The 21,630-nt window shown below is 39.2% G+C and carries 16 protein-coding genes; 8 read left to right on the forward strand and 8 right to left on the reverse strand.

Features of this window, described 5'->3' with window-relative positions:
• Positions 1-17: 17 nt before the first annotated feature.
• From ACMZOO_RS18470 to ACMZOO_RS18490, 5 genes are all read right to left on the reverse strand, one after another.
• Entirely contained in the window at positions 18-965 is a 948-nt protein-coding gene (locus ACMZOO_RS18470) for a sugar kinase (protein WP_440906362.1), read from the reverse strand.
• A complete protein-coding gene (locus ACMZOO_RS18475) occupies positions 965-2,245 on the reverse strand; it encodes an MFS transporter (protein ID WP_440906363.1) in 1,281 nt (426 codons plus the stop codon). The genes ACMZOO_RS18470 and ACMZOO_RS18475 overlap by 1 nt, the downstream gene beginning before the upstream one ends.
• A gap of 8 nt (positions 2,246-2,253) precedes the next feature.
• Positions 2,254-2,589, reverse strand: a complete 336-nt coding sequence (locus ACMZOO_RS18480; RefSeq protein WP_016954248.1) for a cupin domain-containing protein — start codon at positions 2,587-2,589, stop codon at positions 2,254-2,256.
• A gap of 119 nt (positions 2,590-2,708) precedes the next feature.
• Positions 2,709-4,922 (reverse strand): chondroitinase-B domain-containing protein, encoded by a 2,214-nt coding sequence (locus tag ACMZOO_RS18485; RefSeq protein WP_440906364.1) that lies wholly within the window; start codon positions 4,920-4,922, stop codon positions 2,709-2,711.
• Between the two features lie 80 nt (positions 4,923-5,002).
• Entirely contained in the window at positions 5,003-8,101 is a 3,099-nt protein-coding gene (locus ACMZOO_RS18490; protein ID WP_440906365.1) for a TonB-dependent receptor, read from the reverse strand.
• A 245-nt stretch (positions 8,102-8,346) separates the two neighbouring features.
• Here ACMZOO_RS18490 and ACMZOO_RS18495 point away from each other — a divergent pair, with 245 nt between their 5' ends.
• The 3 genes from ACMZOO_RS18495 to ACMZOO_RS18505 all read left to right on the forward strand — a co-directional run bounded on the left by ACMZOO_RS18495 (position 8,347) and on the right by ACMZOO_RS18505 (position 12,552).
• The gene (locus ACMZOO_RS18495; protein ID WP_440906366.1) at positions 8,347-9,087 is read left to right on the forward strand and encodes a FadR/GntR family transcriptional regulator; all 741 of its coding nucleotides are present in this window, start codon (positions 8,347-8,349) and stop codon (positions 9,085-9,087) included.
• Positions 9,088-9,413: 326 nt separating this feature from the next.
• Positions 9,414-10,517, forward strand: a complete 1,104-nt coding sequence (locus ACMZOO_RS18500) for a polysaccharide lyase family 7 protein (protein ID WP_440906367.1) — start codon at positions 9,414-9,416, stop codon at positions 10,515-10,517.
• 334 nt (positions 10,518-10,851) lie between these two features.
• Positions 10,852-12,552, forward strand: coding sequence for a VCBS domain-containing protein (locus tag ACMZOO_RS18505; protein ID WP_440906368.1), 1,701 nt, complete (start codon positions 10,852-10,854; stop codon positions 12,550-12,552).
• A gap of 64 nt (positions 12,553-12,616) precedes the next feature.
• Here the strand turns inward: ACMZOO_RS18505 and ACMZOO_RS18510 are convergent, their stop codons facing one another.
• Entirely contained in the window at positions 12,617-13,096 is a 480-nt protein-coding gene (locus tag ACMZOO_RS18510; RefSeq protein WP_440906369.1) for a LabA-like NYN domain-containing protein, read from the reverse strand.
• Positions 13,097-13,273: 177 nt separating this feature from the next.
• Complete coding sequence (locus tag ACMZOO_RS18515) at positions 13,274-15,100, reverse strand: polysaccharide lyase family 7 protein (protein ID WP_440906370.1); 1,827 nt, start codon at positions 15,098-15,100, stop codon at positions 13,274-13,276.
• Positions 15,101-15,683: 583 nt separating this feature from the next.
• Here ACMZOO_RS18515 and ACMZOO_RS18520 point away from each other — a divergent pair.
• The 5 genes from ACMZOO_RS18520 (at position 15,684) to ACMZOO_RS18540 (ending at position 21,115) form a co-directional block, all read left to right on the forward strand.
• Complete coding sequence (locus ACMZOO_RS18520; protein WP_016953973.1) at positions 15,684-16,439, forward strand: SDR family NAD(P)-dependent oxidoreductase; 756 nt, start codon at positions 15,684-15,686, stop codon at positions 16,437-16,439.
• Between the two features lie 89 nt (positions 16,440-16,528).
• The gene (locus ACMZOO_RS18525) at positions 16,529-17,530 is read left to right on the forward strand and encodes a polysaccharide lyase family 7 protein (protein WP_440906371.1); all 1,002 of its coding nucleotides are present in this window, start codon (positions 16,529-16,531) and stop codon (positions 17,528-17,530) included.
• Positions 17,531-17,553: 23 nt separating this feature from the next.
• Positions 17,554-19,794, forward strand: coding sequence for an alginate lyase family protein (locus ACMZOO_RS18530; RefSeq protein ID WP_440906372.1), 2,241 nt, complete (start codon positions 17,554-17,556; stop codon positions 19,792-19,794).
• A 57-nt stretch (positions 19,795-19,851) separates the two neighbouring features.
• Entirely contained in the window at positions 19,852-20,676 is an 825-nt protein-coding gene (locus ACMZOO_RS18535) for a substrate-binding periplasmic protein (protein WP_440906373.1), read from the forward strand.
• An 82-nt stretch (positions 20,677-20,758) separates the two neighbouring features.
• A complete protein-coding gene (locus ACMZOO_RS18540) occupies positions 20,759-21,115 on the forward strand; it encodes a zf-TFIIB domain-containing protein (protein WP_440906374.1) in 357 nt (118 codons plus the stop codon).
• Here the strand turns inward: ACMZOO_RS18540 and ACMZOO_RS18545 are convergent, their stop codons facing one another.
• Positions 21,116-21,610, reverse strand: coding sequence for a MarR family winged helix-turn-helix transcriptional regulator (locus ACMZOO_RS18545; RefSeq protein ID WP_440906375.1), 495 nt, complete (start codon positions 21,608-21,610; stop codon positions 21,116-21,118). It lies immediately after the preceding gene.
• Positions 21,611-21,630 lie beyond the last annotated feature (20 nt).

Consider the following 21,630-nt stretch of genomic DNA (forward strand, 5'->3'; position numbering starts at 1 on the left):
AAAATAGCAAAGGCGTGTTATTTTGCAGGTGCGAAGTCCAAAAATAACTGTTTTACTTTTTTCGAGAATATTTCTGCGTCAACAATGGCACCTTTGTGCTGAACAACTTCACCAGCAATGCTGCTGGCCATTTTTACGCTGGTTTCAATATCGTAACCATTTAAACGCGCGCCAAAATAAACGCCATTAAATGAATCACCCGCTGAGGTGGTGTCGACCACATTAGTCACTGGGGTAATCTTGACGACAGTTTGTTTGTTTTTATATTGCACAGTTACGTGTTTAGCACCGTTTTTGAGCACCAATTCTTTAATTGGGTAAACTGACAAAAAGTCTAAAACCCCTTGTTCATCTTCAATGCCGTATAACAGACTGAAGTCTTCAACACCTGGCAATAAAATGTCAGACAAGATAAAACATTGTTGAAACAAGGTTTTTGCAACGTTGGCGTCAGCCCAAAGTTTTGGTCGATAGTTAGGGTCAAAGGCAATCCGCACGCCTTTTTGTTTTAACTTATCTAACAAATCAAAGAACTTGGCTTGATCTTCTTTTGGTAAAATGGCTAAAGAAATACCAGAGAAAAAGAAAATATCAGCACTGCTTAATGATTGAATCTTGCTTGTATCTAACAATTCAATCGTGCGTTTCGCCGCTGAGTTTTCACGCCAATAGTTAAATATCTTTTCACCCACTTCGTCGTTATGGATCCAGTACAAACCTGGAATTAACTTAGGATGGCGCAATACATTGCTATTGTTAAGCTGCTCGCGAGCAAAAGTTTCAACCATTTGCTCACTTTGCAAATCTTCACCGACAGCGGTTAATAAACCGCTGTCGATATATTTAAAGGTTCGTTTTAAATACACACAAGTATTAAAAACATCACCGCCAAACCCTTGGTGAAGAGCGCCTTCGCGAGAAGAAAGCTCAATCATACATTCACCGAAAGCAACAAACTGACTCATTATTTAGCCCCTTTTTTGGCCACTCTTTTAACTTTGCCGCCAAGTAATACAGAGATAAAACATAAAGGTACGAAGGTTGCTGCCAAACCAAATACCACAGAGTAGTTACCACCAGCTGACAAGATAGGTACTAACTGGGTGACCACAATAACGCTGAATACCGCACAAGCACCAGACAAACCAGCCAAAGAGCCAACCGTTTTACCTGAGAAATAATCGCTCGGTAGTGTTTGAATATTGCCGATAACCACTTGGAAACCGAATAAAATAAAGGCAATTAAGGTTACAGCCATAGTTGCAGTGTCAGCGTAAATAGTTGCTAAAAGTGCTGGCAACATAAACAAACAGCCAAAACCAATAACAGTGCGACGAGCGCGGTTAACCGACCAACCTTTGTCAATTAATCGGCCAGATAAATAACCACCTAATAAAGCACCGACCATAGCACCAACATACGGAACCCAAGAGAAAGCCCCAATTTGTTGAACGTCAAAACCAAATCTTTCATTTAAGTACAGTGGCAACCAAGCAACAAATAACCACCAAACAGGGTCAATAAAGAAACGAGCTGCAATAACACTCCACGCCTGTTTATGGCTTAATAATTGACGGTATGAAGGAACATATTCTTCTTGTCCACCAGCAGCGTCTTTTTCAGCTTGCTGACCTTGCAAAATGTACTGACGCTCAGCTTCTGCAATCAATGGACTTTCGCTAGGCGTACCCTTGTATAAATACAACCAAGGAACTAACCAGAATAAACCAACAGCACCTATTACAAAGAAAGTCGCTTCCCAACCGATAAATGCATATAAAGCAGCAATTAAAGGTGGAGCAATAATAGAACCAATTGACGCACCAGCATTAAAAATGCCTTGGGCTAATGCACGTTCTTTAACTGGGAACCACTCAGCATTTACCTTAGTTGCACCCGGCCAGTTACCTGCTTCACTGAAACCTAATAAAAAGCGGAATATCGAAAAGGATGTTACTGTGGTGGCAATACCATGCAAAATAGTTGCAATTGACCAAACACCAATTGATAAGGTGAAACCAATACGTGCACCTAATTTATCGAATAAACCACCAAATACACCTTGACCGATTGCGTATGAAATCATAAACACAGACATGATATTCGCGTAATCAGATCTATCTAAGCCAACATCTTCGGCAATACCTGGCCACATTACCGCTAACGCAGAACGGTCGATATAGTTAATTACTGTTGCTAATGCGATTAAGGCGATTACAGCCCATCTAAGTCGGTTAATAAACATCTTTCACCTCACAGAAAATCTTCACGAACTGGACTAAAGGTATCGATTAAAACACCCGCCTCGATACACACAGCACCGTGCAACTCTTCAGGTGGAATATAAAAACCATCGCCTGCTGTTAAACGCTGTACTTCGCCATTAATAAATACATCAAATACACCACTTTCCACATAAGTTGATTGTGAATGTGGATGTTGATGACGGTATCCTTCTGCGCCTTGTTCAAACCAAACTTTAACTACCATAATTTCATGGTTGTAACCTAAAATTTGACGTTTAACACCGCCGCCTAAATCTTCTACTTGTACTTTTTCAGCTTTTACAAAACGTTCACTCTGTGTCATCGGATACCTCTTTGTATAAATTAAAACTTTAGCTGACCTCTACCTGTTTTCGCTAAAAACAGGCGCGCGTCCCTGCGCTACACGACTACCGTAAATCAAGGTCAGACTTACGATTCGGTTTATTTCGATGCTGTTATCGAAATATCAAACTCTGCTGTAGCTACTAATTGATTGTTTTCAATCGCCACTTTTGGTTCACCCACTTGGGTAACTAGCTGTACACTGGCAGAATTTTTAAAACTGTTGTTTTTAATGTGCATTTCTTGCACACCTAATAACTCAAGGGCCAAACCACCTTTGTTATTTTTGCCTGTACCAACATTAGTGAGTTGGTTATTTTGCATATTTAGGTGCGGGCCAAAGGTACTTTCATCACGGCCGCCTCGGTATAAACGAACTAGCGTACCTTGAATATTGCTAAAGCTATTGTTAAGCAGTACAACGTGGTCTGCGTTAAATACACCTAGGTCATCTGTTTCTTTATTCAGGCGCAAAATGTCACCCGTGATATTTTTAAACTCAGAATTAGTGATAGAAATTGTGTCTGCAAGGCTTCTAAAACCAGCATCAAATATGTTGTAAAAACCATTGATGTCTAAGTCACGCACTACCAAGTTATCCATGACTAAACGGAAGTTTTTGTACATACCAGACTTCAAGGTTCTAAAAATGGTATTACCTTTATAATCAGGGGCTGCATCTCCTGCTATAGTGACATCAAGCATTTTTAATGAGCCATTGTTTTGAATTTCTAAAAAGGTACTGCGCATTGGTAAAATGGTTACATCTGCACCTTTTTGTGCTTTAACTGTGATGGTTTTATCTAAAAAGATAATTTTTGGTGACGGATACAAACCAGCAGCAAGTTCTAGCACGTCGCCGTCATCGGCCGCAGCAATCGCATCAAATAAAGTATTCTCACCCGCTTGTACTTGATGAACTTTACCTGAATCAAACGGGGTAAAAGCGGCTTTTTTGCCATACCAAGCAGGACCAACTTGTTCTTTGGATAAAACCTTAAAGTTTTTCGCCACACCTACATTGTTAATGTTTGCAGGGTAAATTAAACCGTTAGCTGCACGTTTGATTTTTAATCTATTTGCTGAAGTGTTATCTAAAGGGATTGCGCGACTCAACACATTTACCGCTGGGTTATTGTCGAAATCTATACCTGATGCATCTGAATGCACAGTGACTAAATTTTTTTCTGTATGGTTGTAGATAAAGTTATTGGTAAAAGTTGAATCGCTTGGCGCTTCACTTCGTTCTGCATCTGCACCTGCACCAATTTCAATAAAATCTAAATCTACAAAAGTGTTATTTTCTATTTGTGCATTTTTTACTGACATATAACGGTTAACCGGTGAATTTGGTACCCCATTCATCACAGTAAAACCTGCGCCAAAACGATAACCTGTTAACCCTTCTAAATAGTTGTTACGTACGACTTGGTCTTGGTTGATAATACGAATACCGCCTGTGTGCTCAACACCATGGCCAAAAAACACGTTTGATTCAACCAAATTCCCATTGCCGTGACGCAAGGTTAATGTACCTTTTGAGCGATCAAACACATTGTTGGTTAAACGGTTTTTACCGGATTTAATCGAAATAATTTCAACCTCACCATCACAGTTTTCAAAGTAGTTTGAGTCAATTGTGGTCAGTGAATTAAACATTGAATAATGGCTAGTACCAACGCGTAAAGTTTCACCACCATTTGAACCAAACACTGGACGATAACCAAAATAGTTGTGGTCGATTAAATGGTTATTTTCACGACTTTCTTCAGTGTCTAATCTTACCGCTACTGTTACACCGCGGTTGCGTTTACCCGCCAGATAATTGTGGTCAAAACGATTATTTTTTCCATATAGAGCAACCCAATAATCAGACTCGAATCTGTCAGGGTTGCTAAACTCATCAATCACTACTTCGGTTACACGGCTGTGATATGCAAGCTTGTCTTTGTTAATTCTAAAAGAAATAACCTCAGGGCTAGGGGTATAACCTTGAGTAAACACCAATCCTTTAACAACTAAATACTCACCTGCTAAACGCAAGTTAGATTGACCAGTAATCAATACCTGTCCGTTAGTTTGTGCGCGTAAAGTAATTGGTTTAGCTTGAGTACCTTGGCCGTGAAAAACTATTTCAAAGTTCTCCCATTGACCATTTGCTAATACAACTTCGTCACCAGCTTGTAGCTTGTTCGCCACTTGCTGATATTGCGCAATTGTTTTAACTAAATAAGTCTCGGCGTTAGCGCTATAGGCAATACAAGCCAATAACACAATAATAGATAAACCGAATGTATTCCGTGTGATTTTCATATAAACGCTACCGTTAAAAAAAGCGGAACATTCGCAAGTAGGCAAATGGAATGTTCCGCTGAAGAACCAACCTTTACAGATTAAAACTTAGCTTTAAGTGACAAGAAGTACTTAGAGCCAGTAGATGAAATTTCATGGATGTTTGAATCTACACCACGAACTTGCACCTGAGGTTCGTTTAACAAGTTCAGCGCTTTTAAGCTCACTGAGAATGTTTTGTTGATTTTGTACTTAGCACTGAAATCTAAGTATTCAGAGTCAAGTACATGGCGAATCGAATTATCGTCAAATAGATCACTTGGTTGATAATATTTTGAACGGAATTTATACAACACACGGAATGACACATCATCGAAATCCCAGTAAACAGAGGCAGACGCTGTTTCTTTCGAGTTACCCCACATATTTGCAGGCTCAATTGTGGTTGGATATCTTCTATCTATCGTCTCGTAATCACTGTCTGCATAGTTGTAAGCAGCTTTAATACCTATACCATCAAATGGCGCTGGCAATTCGCTAAAGTGTTTTTGAGCAGAAATTTCAATACCGGTAATAGTAGACTCTTGGTCTAACACATCATTTACGCTAACACGTTTAGTCATAGTGTAAGTGTCATCACCAAATGCTACGTTAAAGTCTTCATTTACTGGAGAAGCACCTAAAACTGCATTAAAGCGTTTCCAGTAGTAGGCCGCACTTAAGTATGCGTCTTCACTTGGATACCATTCCAACGAGATATCACCATTCCATGACATTAACGGTGCAACTGTCGGATTTCCGCCAACTACGTTGGTAACTAAACCAGATACTTCACCAATGTTTGTGATTTTTCCATCAACCACGTTTATTGAAACTGAATCATTGCCTGAATCGTCTGTTACGAAAGTTCGACCAGCACCCATATCTTGCAGGGCAACACGAGATAATGAGCGATAACCAGCAAAGCGCAATTTAACTTCATCATGTAAATCCATAATTAAAGTCGCACTTGGTAACCAACGTAAGTTACTTGACGTAATTACATCAGGTGATCCGCCGCTAACAGAGGCCTCAGCTAGTTTATATGCTTGAATACCAGTTGTTGGATCTGGGTCGCCATCTGCAACGATTTCTAAACCACGATTCCAGCTTAAAGATTCAATTTCAGTATGCACAGCACGTACACCAAAATTACCTTCAATTGGAATACCGGCAAGTTCACTACGATAATTAGCCATAATGTAAGCTGCTGTTACGCTTTCTGTTGCATCTACGTCGCCCGAACTGCGTGTGTCTGGATTTTCACCAATGTCAGTGTAAGATCGGTTCGCTGCTTCTAACGTGTCTCTGTCATACATTTGCGCTACTGTACATTCGCCGTCTAACATGGCATAAGCACCTGATCCAGTACCGTCTTGACCACCAAAGAAGTTATTGTTGTTGAATTCACTAATACAGTTTTCGCTGACATCTTGGAGCAATTGGGTCACGATATGATTACCATCTGCGTCTTTGGCATTGTCGTTTTGTGAATCCCATTCAACATTTGAATATCCACCAGCCATGTTCTTTGTCCAACGAGTATCGTTGTCTACAACCATGTTTTCTTGTGAATAACGCACACCGGTTTTGATACTTTCGATAAAGCTACCGCCTAGGTAATAATCTACATCTAGACGAGCAGCATAAATGGTGTCATCACGCTTTTCGTGCTCACGATAATAGCGCAATCTGTCTAGCTCATTGCCCCACCCTTCAACACTTGCTTGATCAAAAGGTACGCTTGTTGCATCGAATCCGTCTTCCCATGGCGCATTGCCATTGGCATCATCTAGTCCGAATGAAGGTACTAATGTATTACGGCGATCCCAGGTGTAGTTATACTCATTTGCGGTTTCTACGCGAGCACGGTGACGTAAACGGTAGCGCTCTGAATCAGAGTACGACACATCTAATTCAACTTTTAAATTCGTATCCGGAGTATAAGTTGTTTTTAAACCCCAACCTGTGTATTCATCAACTTGGCTACGACGTTCACCAATTAACTGCAGATCTGACAAGCCTTTGTAGTAGGTTAAGGCACCTTCATTATTAATTACTATGTCTGCGGGATCATGGTTATCGCGAGAATTCGACACAGCATATTCATGTCTGTGTTCAACGTACTCAAGTTTTGAATAAACGGCATCAAAGTTGAAATCCCAATGCTCATTTGGCGTATATTGTATCGCTGTTACTATACCTTTACGCTCGTCTTCATCTTCAATGCTTCTATATGTGAAACTATTAGGCATCATAAATATGCTTGTAGGATCATAAGCACTTAAATCTTGTTCAGGATTATCTACAGAAGGAAGAATAACGTGATTGCTGCCTCGACCATTACGAGCGTCACAGTCAACCGTTCCGCCTATATCAGAGCCGTCAGCATTACGAAGCGCACATAAATTTAACGTGGAGCTAGAGGTATATATTTCCTCAGGGTTAGATGAATCTGAATAAGTTAAACCTAACGTATAACCTAAGTGTCCTTCACCCAACTCTGTTTTTTGTACAGTAGAAAATAATAATTCTTTGCCGTAAGGGCTAAAACCATCAACATGGTTGGCGCCTTGGTTATATACGCCTGTTACTTCAACGATAGTTTCTTCTTTACCGTAAGAAACTGGTCTTAAAGAACCAACTTCAATAGTTCCGGATACACCACCTTCAACTAAATCTGCTTGTTGGCTCTTATAAACAACAACTTTATCAACTAGTTCTGAAGGGAATTTTTTAAAGTTAACAGCGCGGTTTGGACCTGCATTGGTAATTGGTCGACCGTTAAAGGTCGCACTACCTAAAAACGGACCTAAACCACGTAATGAAATTTCGTTTTGGCTACCTTTTAATCTATGGCCAGTTGCACCTGGCACGTTTTCAATAACGTCTGACAACGACAAGCCTGGTAAGTCACCAAAATCTGCTGCTGCTATTGCATCAACAACTGCTACGGTATGTTTCTTCTCACTTAATGAGCGACTCATAGTCGCACGATTACCTGTAACTTGAATAACTTCTGCTACTTCTTCGTCTTGTGCTACTTCTTCCGCAGCGATAACCGCTTGTGGAGCCATAGACAACAAAAGAGTTGAGCTACCGTATACAAATACATTTCTAATCGCTTCAGCGATTTTATTTGTTTTATGTGTTTGTTTCATGCTGAGTCCTCTATCTGACCTTTATGTTTTACCTAATTTAAAATGATCACGATTCAATTGTCAAACACTTTAAAATATTTTTAACATAAAGTGTTTTACAAGGTGGTATACCATGACTATAGTCAAATTTAGGGTGGAAACAATAAAGATAGATTTTGTTTTACAATTTTGCTAATTTAATAGTCATATTAATTGTAAGAAATTAAATGCTCTGTATTAGAGCTGTTGACAGTGAGGAATTTGTTTTGAAAAGTCGTCGTTTATTTTGGAGTGTCGTAGATAAAATAGAAGAAGGCATAGATAACGGCTCTTATTTGCCTGGCACCCGTTTACCCTCTGAGCGTGAGCTTTCAGAGTTGTTTAACGTTAGCCGTCCAACTTTACGTGAAGCTATTATAGCGTTGGAAGTTCGAGGTCGTGTTGAAGTGCGCACTAATGCTGGTGTGTATGTTATGAATCAAGAAGAAAAAGCCAAGAAATCAGCTGTGAGCCATATATCCGCGTTCGAACTAACCCAAGCGCGTGCTTTAGTTGAGGGTGAAGCGGCTGCTTTAGCGGCTGTCTCTATTACCCCTGAAGAATTAGATAAACTGGGTGAATTGGTCGAGATGCTTGATGATGAAGCTAGCAGTGATGAAGCCGATAGAGACTTCCACCTAACGATTTGCCAAAGTACTCGCAACAAAGCGCTAATTCATACAATTCAGAATTTGTGGGAATTACGTAAGCAGCCTTCTGTGCAGCAAGCGCATAGTTATATTTGTAGCCAAAGTACTGCTCAACGTAAAGAAGAACACAATGTTATTTATCAAGCTTTAAAAGCTCGCAACCCTGAGCAAGCTAGAAGCGCAATGCACAAACATTTTAATCGTTTGATTAATGCTTTGTTTGAAGCAAGTGAAGTACAAGCACTAGAAGAAATTAAACAAAAATCTGAAGCAACTCGTCAGTTGTATTCGTTAGACCGCATATTATCGAGCAAGTGATCCTTGCTCGAGCCTTCTATCCCCCAACTATTTCTATTCATCACCTATTAGTTTTTTTTATAACTCACCAATATTTCACAGCCAACTTGTTTGACAAAATGAACAAGCTCACCAATATTTATTCATAATTAGTAACTTTTTACTTATCCATTCGCTGTTCTATATCGCTGTTTTTATTAGGTGTTTTAATGAACTTGGTTGTTTAATACCTTTTGTGATTACAATTATGTTGAATGTGTATTACAAAGTTGTAATAATAAAATCAATTGCAGACAGATTTGTAATTAATTATTCACCTTCAACTCAAGCAACAAAGGTAGACTTTTATGCAATCAATTAAAGCAGTTAGTGTGTTATCTATAGTCGCCACAGCGCTTATAGCTTGTTCGTCAACTACAAATTCAGAGTCAGCTACGGCGTCAACTAATAGTTCGATCCCTGCTGAAAAATTTGATTTAAGCGAGTGGAAAATTACCTTACCAATGGACGGAGACGGTGATGGAAAAATTGACGAAATTGATGTTAAAGAAATCCAAAGTTATTCACATCCAGATTATTTTTACGTCAATGCAGACGGACACATGGTATTTGCTGCGCCAAACAAAGCTATCACAACCAGTGGCTCAAGCAATACTCGCAGTGAGTTACGCCATCAACTACGTGGCAGTAATACTAAGATTAAAACCAAAGCACCCCAAAACAATTTTTATTTATTAGCCCATCCTTTGTCAGACCGTTTTGAGCGTTTAGGCGTACGAATTGGTGGCAAAATGGAAGCGAGTTTAAAAGTTGATCATGTAGCAACAAGAGCGGGTCATCCAGACAAACCACCTGCTTATTCGGTTGTTGTTGGTCAAATTCACGCGGGTAAAGACCAAAAAATTATAGATCTTGGCCTTGGTTTTGGTTGGGGTAACGAACCAATCAAAATTTATTATAAAAAATTCCCGCATCACGACAAAGGCTCGGTATTTTGGAACTATGAACGTAACTTGCCAAAAGATGATCCGAATCGTACCGACATTGCATATCCTGTATGGGGTAACACTTGGGAAAACCCAGCAGAACCGGGCGATAAAGGCATAGCTCTAGGTGAAGAATTTAGTTATGTAATTAACGTACATAACAATATTATGCATCTAGAATTTACCGCAAAAGACAAACCTACAGTTAAATATTCAATTGATCTGACAAACAATATAGATGCTTATGGCAAAGTAGATGAGTTTGATCATCCAGCTGGCTACACTGGTGATTGGAATTATTTTAAAGCGGGTGCCTATAACCAATGTAGTACTAAAGATGCTGCAGGTGGTTGGTACACAGCGTGTCCAGGTACTGGTGATTGGCAAACGGACAAAGCCAATGGTGATTATGTGCAGGTAACTTTCACTAAATTGAAAGTGGGAGAAAGTACCCCAGTTAAATAATTAAAGCTTGTTAACCAACTCATAAAAGGCACTTTTTAGTGCCTTTTATTTTAACTGGTTGAATAAAATGAATTTTAGTGGATTGTAACTAGTTTTTATTTTGGTGTAATACATAATTGTTAGTCATAAATGTAAAAACATCTTGTAAGTAATGTCGTATCTGTTGTATTGTAAACGTATCGTTAATTTAGATAGCGAACAAAAGGGAATGTTTTATTCTTGTGAATAAAACAAGTTGTCAGGAAGACTAATTGGCAAATACAACACAAAGAACTGACAATTTTACCTAAAGTGTTTAGCACATAGACTGGGTAAGCTAACGAGGAATTAAATCATGAATATGAAAAAATGCTTGATTACTGCCGCTATGGCATTGTCACTAACTGCCTGTGAACTCGACACAGACAGCACAGGTGATAATGTATCTGCACCTGAAAATTTACCAGGGGTTTTTCTGGGTGATCTGACTCACTCGATACAAAATGATGCTGGAGATCTTGTAGGATCAATTGATGTTAGCGATCCTGACGCTGGAGAAAATGGTGTTATTGAACAAGTTAGTATGGCAACAACCTATGGTACTTTCTCAATCGATTTCGGTGGTAACTGGGTGTATACAGTTAATACCAGTGATGCAACGGTAGCTAATTTGGTTGATGAAAATGATTCTGTCGTAGATGTTATTACCATTACCTCAATTGATGGTGTTACTGCAAATATTGAAATAACCATCAATGGTCAGCCAAGCACACCTATGGTGACTAACAATGTATTAAAGATAACAGATACTGATAGCGGTGACTCAGGTGAATTACGCGAAAAATTTGGCCCTTTGACTGTAGGTAAGTTAAACATTCGCTTTAATAAAGAAGAGGTTTTAACTGCTGATGGCAGTGTCAAAGAAGCTTATATTGCACTTTGGGGCACTTCAACTTCAACGTCTAACGCTTTGGTTGATTTACGTATAAGCAATGGTTCGTTCAAGATCCGTGAAGCGACTACTGACGTAACCCCTACTTTCACTTTAAATGAGTGGAATGATGTAGAAATTACTTGGGACGCGACCAATGCCACCGACACAGTTGCACCGTTAGTTACTGTTAAAATTAACGGTGTCGATTCTGGTTTAGGTACGTTTTCATCATTCAGTAAAGACCTGCCGTCAGTCATGGCAGGTGCTGATAAACTAGTATTAAAATTAAGTGACAATAGCTCAATAGTAAACGGCGCTGTTTATTACGACGATATCGTTATTTATTCAGACTTAACCGGTACAACTAAAGTATTTGAAGAGGACTTTGAAGCATACGCAGCAGACTTTGACCTATCGAGCGTTTATACCGACTCAGCGACAAACGAAGCTGTTGTTGCCCAACAAACTAGTAGCGCGCCAGTTGTAACCACGACTAAAGTTGCGAAGATTTCAGATACAGATAGTGGCGATTCTGGTGAGTTGCGTCATGAGTTTGAAAACGGTGCACTTAAAACTGGTAAAATTACCGCAAGATTTAATAAAGACGAAGTGTTAACTAGTGGTGGCAGTGTTAAAGAAGCCTATATTGCATTATGGGGAACTTCAACTTCTACCTCAGACGCATTAGTTGACTTACGAATCAGTAATGGTTCATTTAAAATTCGTGAAGCAACCACTGACGTAACACCAAGCTTTAACATTGGCGAATGGGTTGATGTGGAAATGACTTGGGATGCAACCAACGCGTCTGACACTGTTGCACCACTTGTTACTGTTAAAATAAATGGTGTTGATTCTGGTTTAGGCCAATTCTCTTCGTTTTCAAAAGACCTTAGTGCGATTTCTGGTGGTGTAACTAAGTTAGTTTTAAAACTCAGTGATAATAGCTCGACAGTAACTGGCAGCGTTTATTATGATGACATTAAAGTGTATTCAGATGTGGCTGGTACAACGTTAGAGTGGGAAGAAGACTTTGAAGCTTATTCAGCCGATTACGATTTGTCTAAAACTTATGATGATTCTGCAACCAACGAAGCTGTTGTAGCTGAAAAAGAACTGTAAATTTAACAACTTGTATCTTGTTATCTAAAGGCACGTTTTACGTGCCTTTTTTATTTTGCTAGCTTTAAGCTAATAACAAATCATGCTCGATCGGAAAATACTCTGTAGCGGATGAAATTAGTGAATTTGCCGTTAATTGAGGAACACCATAGACCTCAACTCTTTTATTCTTTTTAATCCTCAAATTATCAACAAGTAGATCAAAGTCACCGTCACCTGATAGCAAAACAATAGTATCAACATTATTAGCATACTCTAAGGCATCAATGGTAATTCCAACGTCCCAATCGCCTTTTGCTGAACCATCCGCTCTTTGGATGAAAGGTTTTAATTTTACTTCGAAGCCGATAGCTCTGAGGATATTTTGAAACTCTAATTGTTTCTTATCGCCTCGATCAATCGCGTAAGCTATGGCTTTTACAACTTCCCGTCCGTTACTAACTTCAGCCCAGAATTTATTGTAATCAAATCTTCCATTGTAAGCTTGCTTGGTTGTGTAATAGACATTTTGAACATCAACTAAGATAAGTAATTTTTTAGACATAAGTTTTAATTTTGCTTGTTTTACCCCGCAATATATGGCAATTGACGGTAGTAGCAAACAAATAGCCATTCAACAGACTAAATAACCTCTGGTGAGGTTAAATAAAAAGGCCGCTACCCTAATAGGTAGCGGCCTTTTTATTGAATTCAGTATTTACAGTGATATTAAATTTAACAACTAATAGCTATAACCATCATGCGTATTACTTAAGCTATAAAAAGTCGCTTGCACATAATCGTTACCATCACCTGTATTGTTTTGGTTATATACACCAGCTTTAAAATACATATATTGGTTTGAACCGTTATGGTAACCACTGTTGCTCATATCGACAGTTTGTACCACATCTGGTTTGTTGTCTCGGTAGATAGTGACTGTTAAGGTGTTACCTGTAACATTTATTGAGTATCCGAATCGTTCGCCTAACTCTATACCATCCGAAGGTTCAGAAGCAGAACTAGAGCGATCACCTATCATGTTGTACCACTGTTCACTATTACCATTGCCCGGTTCATGCGCCAAATAAATAGAGCCTTTAGTGTGGCCAGGTAATAAACGGTAATACAAACGCGCAGGTTCATCATCTGTAGCGTGAATTTGTCCGATAATCACGCGGCCCACTTGGCTACTGTTACCTGTCGTCGTTACGTGGTCAACTTTTAATTCAGCCGTTAATTCACCATCTATACCACCAGCAGCACTTTTGTCTGACGATGAATATGTTGAGAATACCCAGTTATTTTTATTTACGCCTTGAGTGCTAATACTGGTGTCGCCTCTACGTAACATTTCTCGTAACTCTGAACGTGTATAACTTGTATTAGTTGACGTTTTAGGCCCATCAATTGGTGCTTTAAACACCATGCCACCGTCGGTTGCTGTATAAAACCATTGGTTGTGTTCGTAGCCGTTTGCAAGTTCGTTTTCTTTAATGGTGTCAGACTTACCATCGTTGTTATCGTCAACAGGTACACCTAAAGTCCAATCAAGTAGATCAAAATTACCTGAAGGTGGCAAACTCGGATCTAAATCACCGGATGGTGTTGGGGTCGGTGTTGGCGTTGGAGTCGGCGTAGGTGTAGGAGTAACTGAACCATCAGTACAGCCGCGTACTTTAGTTTCAATAATACTATTCCACGAATTAGATGAGTTACCATAACCTGTAATGCGCACGTAGCGAGCGTCAGAATCTGTTACATCAGCCGTTTCGTAACTTGAGCTTGAGCCACTCGATTGACCACCGACCAAAACAGAAGTCCAGTCAGTATTGTTGCTAGAAGTATCAACATCAAAATATGAACTACGAGAATTACCTTTATACCAAACAACTTGTAAGTCTTTGACTTTGACTAAACCACCTAAATCATAAACAATCGATTTGCCTGACCCATTTGATGACCAACGTGATTCATCAGCTAAATCGCTATCTATGGTATTGAGTGGGCCATGTCCATCATTTGTGCCATCATCGGTCGCGTTGGCTATGTTCAAATCTGTAGTACCACTACAATTAACGCTTGTGGGTGTTGGAGTGGGCGTTGGTGTTGGAGACGAAATGCTTTCTAAATAAAAATCGTCAAAGCGCCCTTCTCCACCACTGTATTCAGCAAATACGCTTATTGACGTAGCGCTTGCTGAATTAAACTCGACTGTAACCTGCTCAAAATTACTACCACCGCCAGTTTGGCTGTAACTAGTACCATTGACAACAGCACCAATTTTACCTGAGCCTTTAATATAGGCAGTTAAACGGTATTGAGTATTTGCACTTACACTAACCGTTTGTTCGGCTTTCGCACCACTGCCGGTAAATTTTGCCGAACTATTACCTGAATATGCATCGCTTGAAATAGCTGAAGGATCTGTGTCGTTCCAACCATCCCAATTTGATTCAAACCCAGGGTTAGCAATATTTACTGAACTAGCTTGCGAAATGCCTGCCGCGGCGCTCGCTAAAACGCCAGCTATGTAATAAGCCAAATATTTACTTGTGTGTGTTTTCATTTAGATATTTCCTTTGTTAGTTTTGTGTGTTTTACCAATACAGTTACAATGTTTGTTTTGTGGTATACATTGTTTGATGTATTGATTTACAATATTTGCACATAAAATACACTTTATCAACAATTTATCGCATAATTTGAAAGACAATTTTGTTTGGTCTGTATGCCAAATGTGCTAAAACCAAAGCGATCAGATAGACAAGTCATGCGATAAATTAGAATAAATCTATTCGTTAACAGTTAGTGGAAATCCTAGTTTTTTCATAGACATTACAGCTTTAAAGTTAGTAGAGTTTTATTTAAAGCATTAAAATACAGTGATTTATGGTTTTGTTGGCGTTTTTAGAGCGTCTTGGCGTGTTAGTTATAAAAGACTGGAAGTGGCATTTTTATCTAAATCATGCAAATAAAATGGTAGACAAAAATGTAATACTTGGTATTCTTTGTAAGAATCAATTGTCTTACATTGGTGTTGGCTTTTCTGTAATGCGTTTTTGCATGGCATGGCTGAATTATCACCTTAAGTCCATTTGGGGGCGCAGACTTTGATAGACCGTTTAAAAAATAATAGAGAGTAATTTAATATGTCTAAAAAAATAGCTTTAGTGACTGGTGCAACCGGTGGTATTGGTTTTGAAGTAGCAAAGCGTCTCGGCCAAGATGGATACACTGTTGTACTTAATGGTATTGAAGATGAGCAAGGTGCTGCTCGTGTTGAAGAGCTTAAAGGCTTAGGCATTGAAGCTGAGTATTATGGTTTTGATGTAACTAATGATGAAGCTGTTAGCCAGAACGTAACTGCGATTGGCGAAAAATATGGTCAAATCGATGTTGTTGTAAACAACGCTGGTGGTTTAGGTGGCCGTAGCCCAGTTGAGAGCATGACAACCGATTTTTATCGTTTTGTTATGGCGCTTAACTTAGATAGTGCTTTCTTTGTTTCAAGAGCAGCTATTCCTTTCTTGAAGAAAACAACTGGCGGTTCAATTATTAACTACACGTCAAACGCTGGTTGGAATGCTGGTGGCCCAGGTGCAGGCATTTACGCTGTATCTAAAGGTGCAGTGCATACTTTAACTCGTGCATTAGCCAAAGAATTAGCTCCAGCAGGTATCCGTGTAAACGCTGTATCTCCTGGCACTATCGATACACCTTTCCACGCGCAAATCAAAGCAACTAAGCCTGAAGTATTTGCATCATGGAAAGACAGCATTATGTTAGGTCGTTTAGGCCAACCTGAAGAAGTTGCTTCAGTTGTATCTTTCTTAGTTAGCAAAGATGCTTCATTTATTACTGCTGAAACAATTCAAATCGGTGGTGGTCAAGCTTTAGGTATCTAATCTCAAGCTTATATTTGCCGAAGATACAGCTGTCCACTTTTTGTATCTTCGGCGTTTAATTCGCCCCATAGTCGGGGAAGGAGTTGGCTGTGACTAAAACTCTATTAATCGTGTTCTGTGTAATGTTAATGTCGGCATGTGGTAGTTCACAAAATACTCAAGCAGATATCTCCCCCACTACTCCACCAGATTCAAATACCCCGTCTACCCCAGAGCCAGAAGGTGAACCACCTATTCTTGCAGAAGGCGTTTCGCCGAGTGAACTTTCCATCGAATTAGCTGATTGGTATTTAAGTGTGCCAACAGATACAGATGGCAATGGTAGAGCTGATTCGATCAGCACAAAAAATCTAATTTCCGGTTATGTTGATAGCAATTTTTTCTATGCAGCGACTGACGGTGGAATTGTTTTTAAAAGCCCAAGTTATGGTTTTAGAACTTCAACCAATACTAAATATGTGCGCTCTGAACTACGCGAGATGTTACGCCGCGACAATACCAGTATAAGTACTCAGGGTGTGAACAAAAACAACTGGGTGTTTTCAACCGCGCCTTTAGCTGACAGACAAGCTGCCGGTGGGATTGATGGCAGATTAACAGCTGAACTAGCAGTTAACCATGTGACGACCACAGGTGATAACTACCAAATTGGCCGAGTTATTATCGGACAAATACACGCAAATGATGACGAACCTATTCGACTGTATTACCGCAAGTTACCGAAAAACAGCAAAGGCAGTATTTATTTTGCGCATGAAAAATTAGGTGGTGATGACAGTTACGTAGAAATGATTGGCTCGCGCGCAGACTCAGCGGCAAATCCAACAGATGGTATAGCGCTGAATGAAAAGTTTGAATATCAAATTGAAGTAAATGGTCATCAGTTGAAGGTTGTGATTAGTCGAGTAGGTAAACCGGATGTGACTTCTGTGTTGGATATGTCTAACAGTGGTTACGACCAAGGTGGTCAGTATATGTACTTTAAAGCTGGCGTATATAACCAAAATAACACGTCAGACGAAGCTGATTACGTTCAAGCGACATTTTACCGAATTGAAAATAGCCACGACGGTTACAGTTTTAGCGAATAAAAACGCACTAATAGAGGTATAGAATGAAATTTAAACATATTAGTACGCTAATTTTATCAGTGTTTGTGTTAACAACAGCGCATGTAGCGCAAGCCAATGAACATCCAAAGCTGATATTAACTAAAGTGGGGGTTGCAAAAATCCAGCAAAATTTGGGTAAAGCTCCGTTATTTGATGCAAGCTTAGAAAAAGTAAAACAACAAGTTGACGAAGAAATAGCGCTTGGCATAGACACACCACAACCTAAAGATTTTTCTGGTGGTTATACCCACTACCGCCACAAACAAAATTTTATCATTGCGCAAAAAGCTGGTGTACTCTACCAAATATTGCAAGATGACAAATACGCTATATATGTACGTGACATGTTGTTGCAATACGAAGCCATGTACAAACACTTGCCAATTCATCCACAAAAACGTTCGTATGCGCCTGGCAAGTTATTTTGGCAATGTTTAAACGACAGTAACTGGTTGGTTTATATGAGCCAAGCCTACGATACGATTTACCATTTTCTGACCGCAGAACAGCGTTCAAGGTTAGAAAATAATTTATTTCGCCCTTTTGCTGATTATATTTCGTTAGACAACCCTGCATTTTATAATCGAATTCACAACCATAGCACTTGGGGTAACGCTGCTGTTGGTATGATAGGTTTGGTGATGAATGATCAAGCACTTATCGATAGAGCTTTATATGGTATTGAAGATGATGGGCTACCAGTTGGTGGTGTTGACAACGATGGTGGCACTATCAAAGTTGCAGATCAGAAAAAAGGCTTTTTAGCGAATTTAGAAGACCCTTTCTCTCCTGATGGCTATTATACAGAAGGCCCGTATTATCAAAGATACGCTATGTATCCTTTCCTAATATTTGCATTAGCAATGGAAAATACCCGTCCTGATTTAAAAGTATTACAACACAAGAATAATGTGTTGTTGAAAGGCGTTGATGCACTGCTTAATTTAACCGATGCTGACGGTAACTTTTTTCCATTAAACGATGGGCAAAAGGGTATGTCGTATTATACCGCTTCGTTAGTAACCGCTGTGAACATTGCTTACCATTATGGCGATAAAAATCCACAGTTGCTCAGTATTGCGCAAAAGCAGAATCAAGTATTGCTCGACCAGTCTGGTTTAGATGTTGCGTTGGCAATTGAACAAGGCAAAACTCAAGCTTTTAAAAAGCAGTCTATCCTATTGAGTGATGGCCATGATGGTTCACAAGGTGGTGTGGGTATATTGCGTTATGGAAACGAAGATTTGTCATTGGTATTTAAATATGCTGCACAAGGTTTAAGCCACGGTCACTACGATAAATTGTCTTATTCGTTTTACCAACAAGGCAATGAAGTCTTGCAAGATTATGGCCTTGCACGTTTTGTAAATATTGGACAAAAAGGTGGTGGAAACTATTTACCTGAAAACAAAACTTGGGCAAAAACCACGATTGCACACAATACCCTTTCACAAAATGAACAGATGCATTTTGGTGGTAACTACGCAGTCGCAAGCCAACATCATTCAAATTTAGCGTTTTATGATATTGATAACCCTAATGTGCAAGTGATAAGCGCAACTGAAAGTAATGCCTACCCAGGTACAAAAATGCGTCGCACTATGGCCTTGATTAAAAATAAACATTTTGAACAAGCGTTTTTGTTAGACATTTTTAAAGTTAAATCAGCGAGCAAAAATCAGTACGATTTACCCTTTTATTATTTGGGTCAAGTGATTAGCACGAATTTTAGTTATCAATCTCCGGTAAGCTTGCAACCTTTAGGCGATAAAAATGGCTATCAACACTTATGGGTTGAAGGTACAGGCAAGGCAGTTTCAGGCAATACGCAATTTTCTTGGTTAGGTAAAACAAAGTATCACAGCTTAACAGCCGTCACTAACGACAGTGACCAAGTATTGTTAACTCGAATTGGTGCAAATGATCCTAATTTCAATTTACGTCGTGAAGCTGGAATTATGTTGCGCCGCAATGATGTTGCGAATACCAGTTTTGTATCTGTTATTGAGTCGCATGGTAGTTATAGTCCAGTGACTGAGTTGTCACTGAATTCCAATACTAATATTGCTGAATTAAAAGTCGTCTATGACGATGAGAATTATACCGCTGTGCGCATTGTTGATATCGCGGGTAATTATCAATTATTTATTGTCGCGAACAAGCTTGTTGCGCCTTCAGCTAAACATAAAGTGACTATCGACAAACAAGTTTATAGCTGGACTGGGCCTTATTATTATCAGTAAATATCCAATCCATTTATAGAGGGAGTTGTAGTTAACACAAGATTTTGCGAGGCGTAAATGAAAACATTCCTTAATTTTATTTGGATTGTATTAAGCTGGCTGTGTGCACCTGTTGTGCACAGCCAATCGCAATTATCTAAGATTGTCGTTGCAACTCATATTGAACCGCCATTGGTTTATCAGTTGGTTGATGGCTCTTTCCACGGCAGCAATGTTGAAGTGGCTCGGTTGTTGGCTGAGTCGCTTAGTGTTGAAGTAGAATTTGTATATTGTCCTTTTGCGCGCTGTTTGTATCAAACTCAAACAGGCCAAGCTGATATCATGATAGGTATCAATCGCACTAAACAACGTGAACAATTTTTCGATTATTTACCTCAACCTTATTCAAGTTTAATTACCCCAGTTAAGTTTTATTTAAATAAAAATCGCCCCGCAGAAATTAGTAGATATGAAGATTTAGTTAATAAAAAAATTGGGGTATTACGCGGTGCGGTATATTTCCAACCTTTTGATAATGACCCACGCTTAGCTAAAGTTCCAGTTGTTGATCATGAGCAATTAATCGCATTATTGCGCGCTGGGCGAATAGATACCTTTTTGGCGCGAGATTTAAGTATTCGTCAACGCATAAACCAAGTTGAGTACAGTGAACTGCTAGATGTTGCCGAATTTTCATTTGAAAAACGCCAAGATTTATTTATTGCGATATCAAAAAAATCGCCGTTAAAAGACTACCAGGTTCAATTAGCTTCAACACTTTCTCAATTGAAACAACAAGGTATTGTCGAGAAAATAATGGAAAAGTATTGTTTGCAAACAACGGTTGCCCAACAAACTAAGTTAAACGCAGGTATAAACTTAGGGCTATCAAAAAGCCGCTAGCAGATAACTTTTGATCCTGCTAAGCTGAAAAAATTACAATAAAAAGGAAAAGTGTATGATTTGCCCTAAGTGTCAATCACATATGAAAATTTTGAATGGCCTACCAATTTCGGCATTGAAGTGTGAAGGCTGTGCTGGTTTATGGTTTAAAGATGGCCAAGTAGCAGTTGAACAAGCGTTAGAACATGCGCAAATTTTTGATTCGGCAGAAAATAAAGCCGATGACTTTTTTAACCAAGTTCGTGAGATTGATTGCCCAGAGTGCGCTAAACCTATGAGTAAAATGACCGACAAAACTCAATTTCATATCAAGTACGAAATGTGTACCGATTGTCGTGGCATATTTTTAGACCAAGGTGAGTTATTAGATTTGTCTGAATTTACCCTAACTGAACGTTTACAGCAGGCAATAAAAACCTATCAAGCAAATATAAAGTAATTAGCCTTCATAATAACTCAGCATGCTAGTTAACAAGGCGTCGAATTTTTCTAAATCGTCAGCTGATAACTTTATCGAACTGCGTTCAACCGCATGTAAATTTGGCATAATTTCTTCAACTAACAGTTTGCCTTTCTCTGTTAGTTGAACCATTTTGCTGCGTTTATCATCTGGGTTTTCAACGCGTTCAATCAAACCCAAACTTTCTACCCTAGTTAAAACTTTAGTTAAACCACCTGAACTAAATAACATAGTTTGGTACAAATCTGTTGGTGTTAAGCAGTATGGTGCACCACTTCGCCTCAGCGCACTTAACACCCCAAAGTCGGCTTTTTGTAATTGATAACTCTGTAACAGCTCACATACACCTTGTTGAATATGGTCATGCAGTCTGTGCATTTTTAAAACCACAGGGTTGAGTGAGCCAGTTATTTCAGGCCAATTGCGTTCAATGCCAGTGATCATTTGTTGAATGGTTTCACGTTTATCTGTCATATTTTGTTGCTATTAGTAAA

The sequence above is a fragment of the Catenovulum sp. SX2 genome, assembly GCF_052056295.1.
Taxonomy (GTDB): Bacteria; Pseudomonadota; Gammaproteobacteria; order Enterobacterales; family Alteromonadaceae; genus Catenovulum.

Excerpts from the sequence above, each read along its gene's own strand:
- ACMZOO_RS18470 (WP_440906362.1), bottom strand. The coding sequence starts at position 965 with ATGAGTCAGTTTGTTGCTTTCGGTGAATGTATGATTGAGCTTTCTTCT.
- ACMZOO_RS18475 (WP_440906363.1), bottom strand. The coding sequence starts at position 2,245 with ATGTTTATTAACCGACTTAGATGGGCTGTAATCGCCTTAATCGCATTA.
- ACMZOO_RS18480 (WP_016954248.1), bottom strand. The coding sequence starts at position 2,589 with ATGACACAGAGTGAACGTTTTGTAAAAGCTGAAAAAGTACAAGTAGAA.
- ACMZOO_RS18485 (WP_440906364.1), bottom strand. The coding sequence starts at position 4,922 with ATGAAAATCACACGGAATACATTCGGTTTATCTATTATTGTGTTATTG.
- ACMZOO_RS18490 (WP_440906365.1), bottom strand. The coding sequence starts at position 8,101 with ATGAAACAAACACATAAAACAAATAAAATCGCTGAAGCGATTAGAAAT.
- ACMZOO_RS18500 (WP_440906367.1), top strand. The coding sequence starts at position 9,414 with ATGCAATCAATTAAAGCAGTTAGTGTGTTATCTATAGTCGCCACAGCG.
- ACMZOO_RS18505 (WP_440906368.1), top strand. The coding sequence starts at position 10,852 with ATGAATATGAAAAAATGCTTGATTACTGCCGCTATGGCATTGTCACTA.
- ACMZOO_RS18510 (WP_440906369.1), bottom strand. The coding sequence starts at position 13,096 with ATGTCTAAAAAATTACTTATCTTAGTTGATGTTCAAAATGTCTATTAC.
- ACMZOO_RS18515 (WP_440906370.1), bottom strand. The coding sequence starts at position 15,100 with ATGAAAACACACACAAGTAAATATTTGGCTTATTACATAGCTGGCGTT.
- ACMZOO_RS18520 (WP_016953973.1), top strand. The coding sequence starts at position 15,684 with ATGTCTAAAAAAATAGCTTTAGTGACTGGTGCAACCGGTGGTATTGGT.
- ACMZOO_RS18530 (WP_440906372.1), top strand. The coding sequence starts at position 17,554 with ATGAAATTTAAACATATTAGTACGCTAATTTTATCAGTGTTTGTGTTA.
- ACMZOO_RS18535 (WP_440906373.1), top strand. The coding sequence starts at position 19,852 with ATGAAAACATTCCTTAATTTTATTTGGATTGTATTAAGCTGGCTGTGT.
- ACMZOO_RS18540 (WP_440906374.1), top strand. The coding sequence starts at position 20,759 with ATGAAAATTTTGAATGGCCTACCAATTTCGGCATTGAAGTGTGAAGGC.
- ACMZOO_RS18545 (WP_440906375.1), bottom strand. The coding sequence starts at position 21,610 with ATGACAGATAAACGTGAAACCATTCAACAAATGATCACTGGCATTGAA.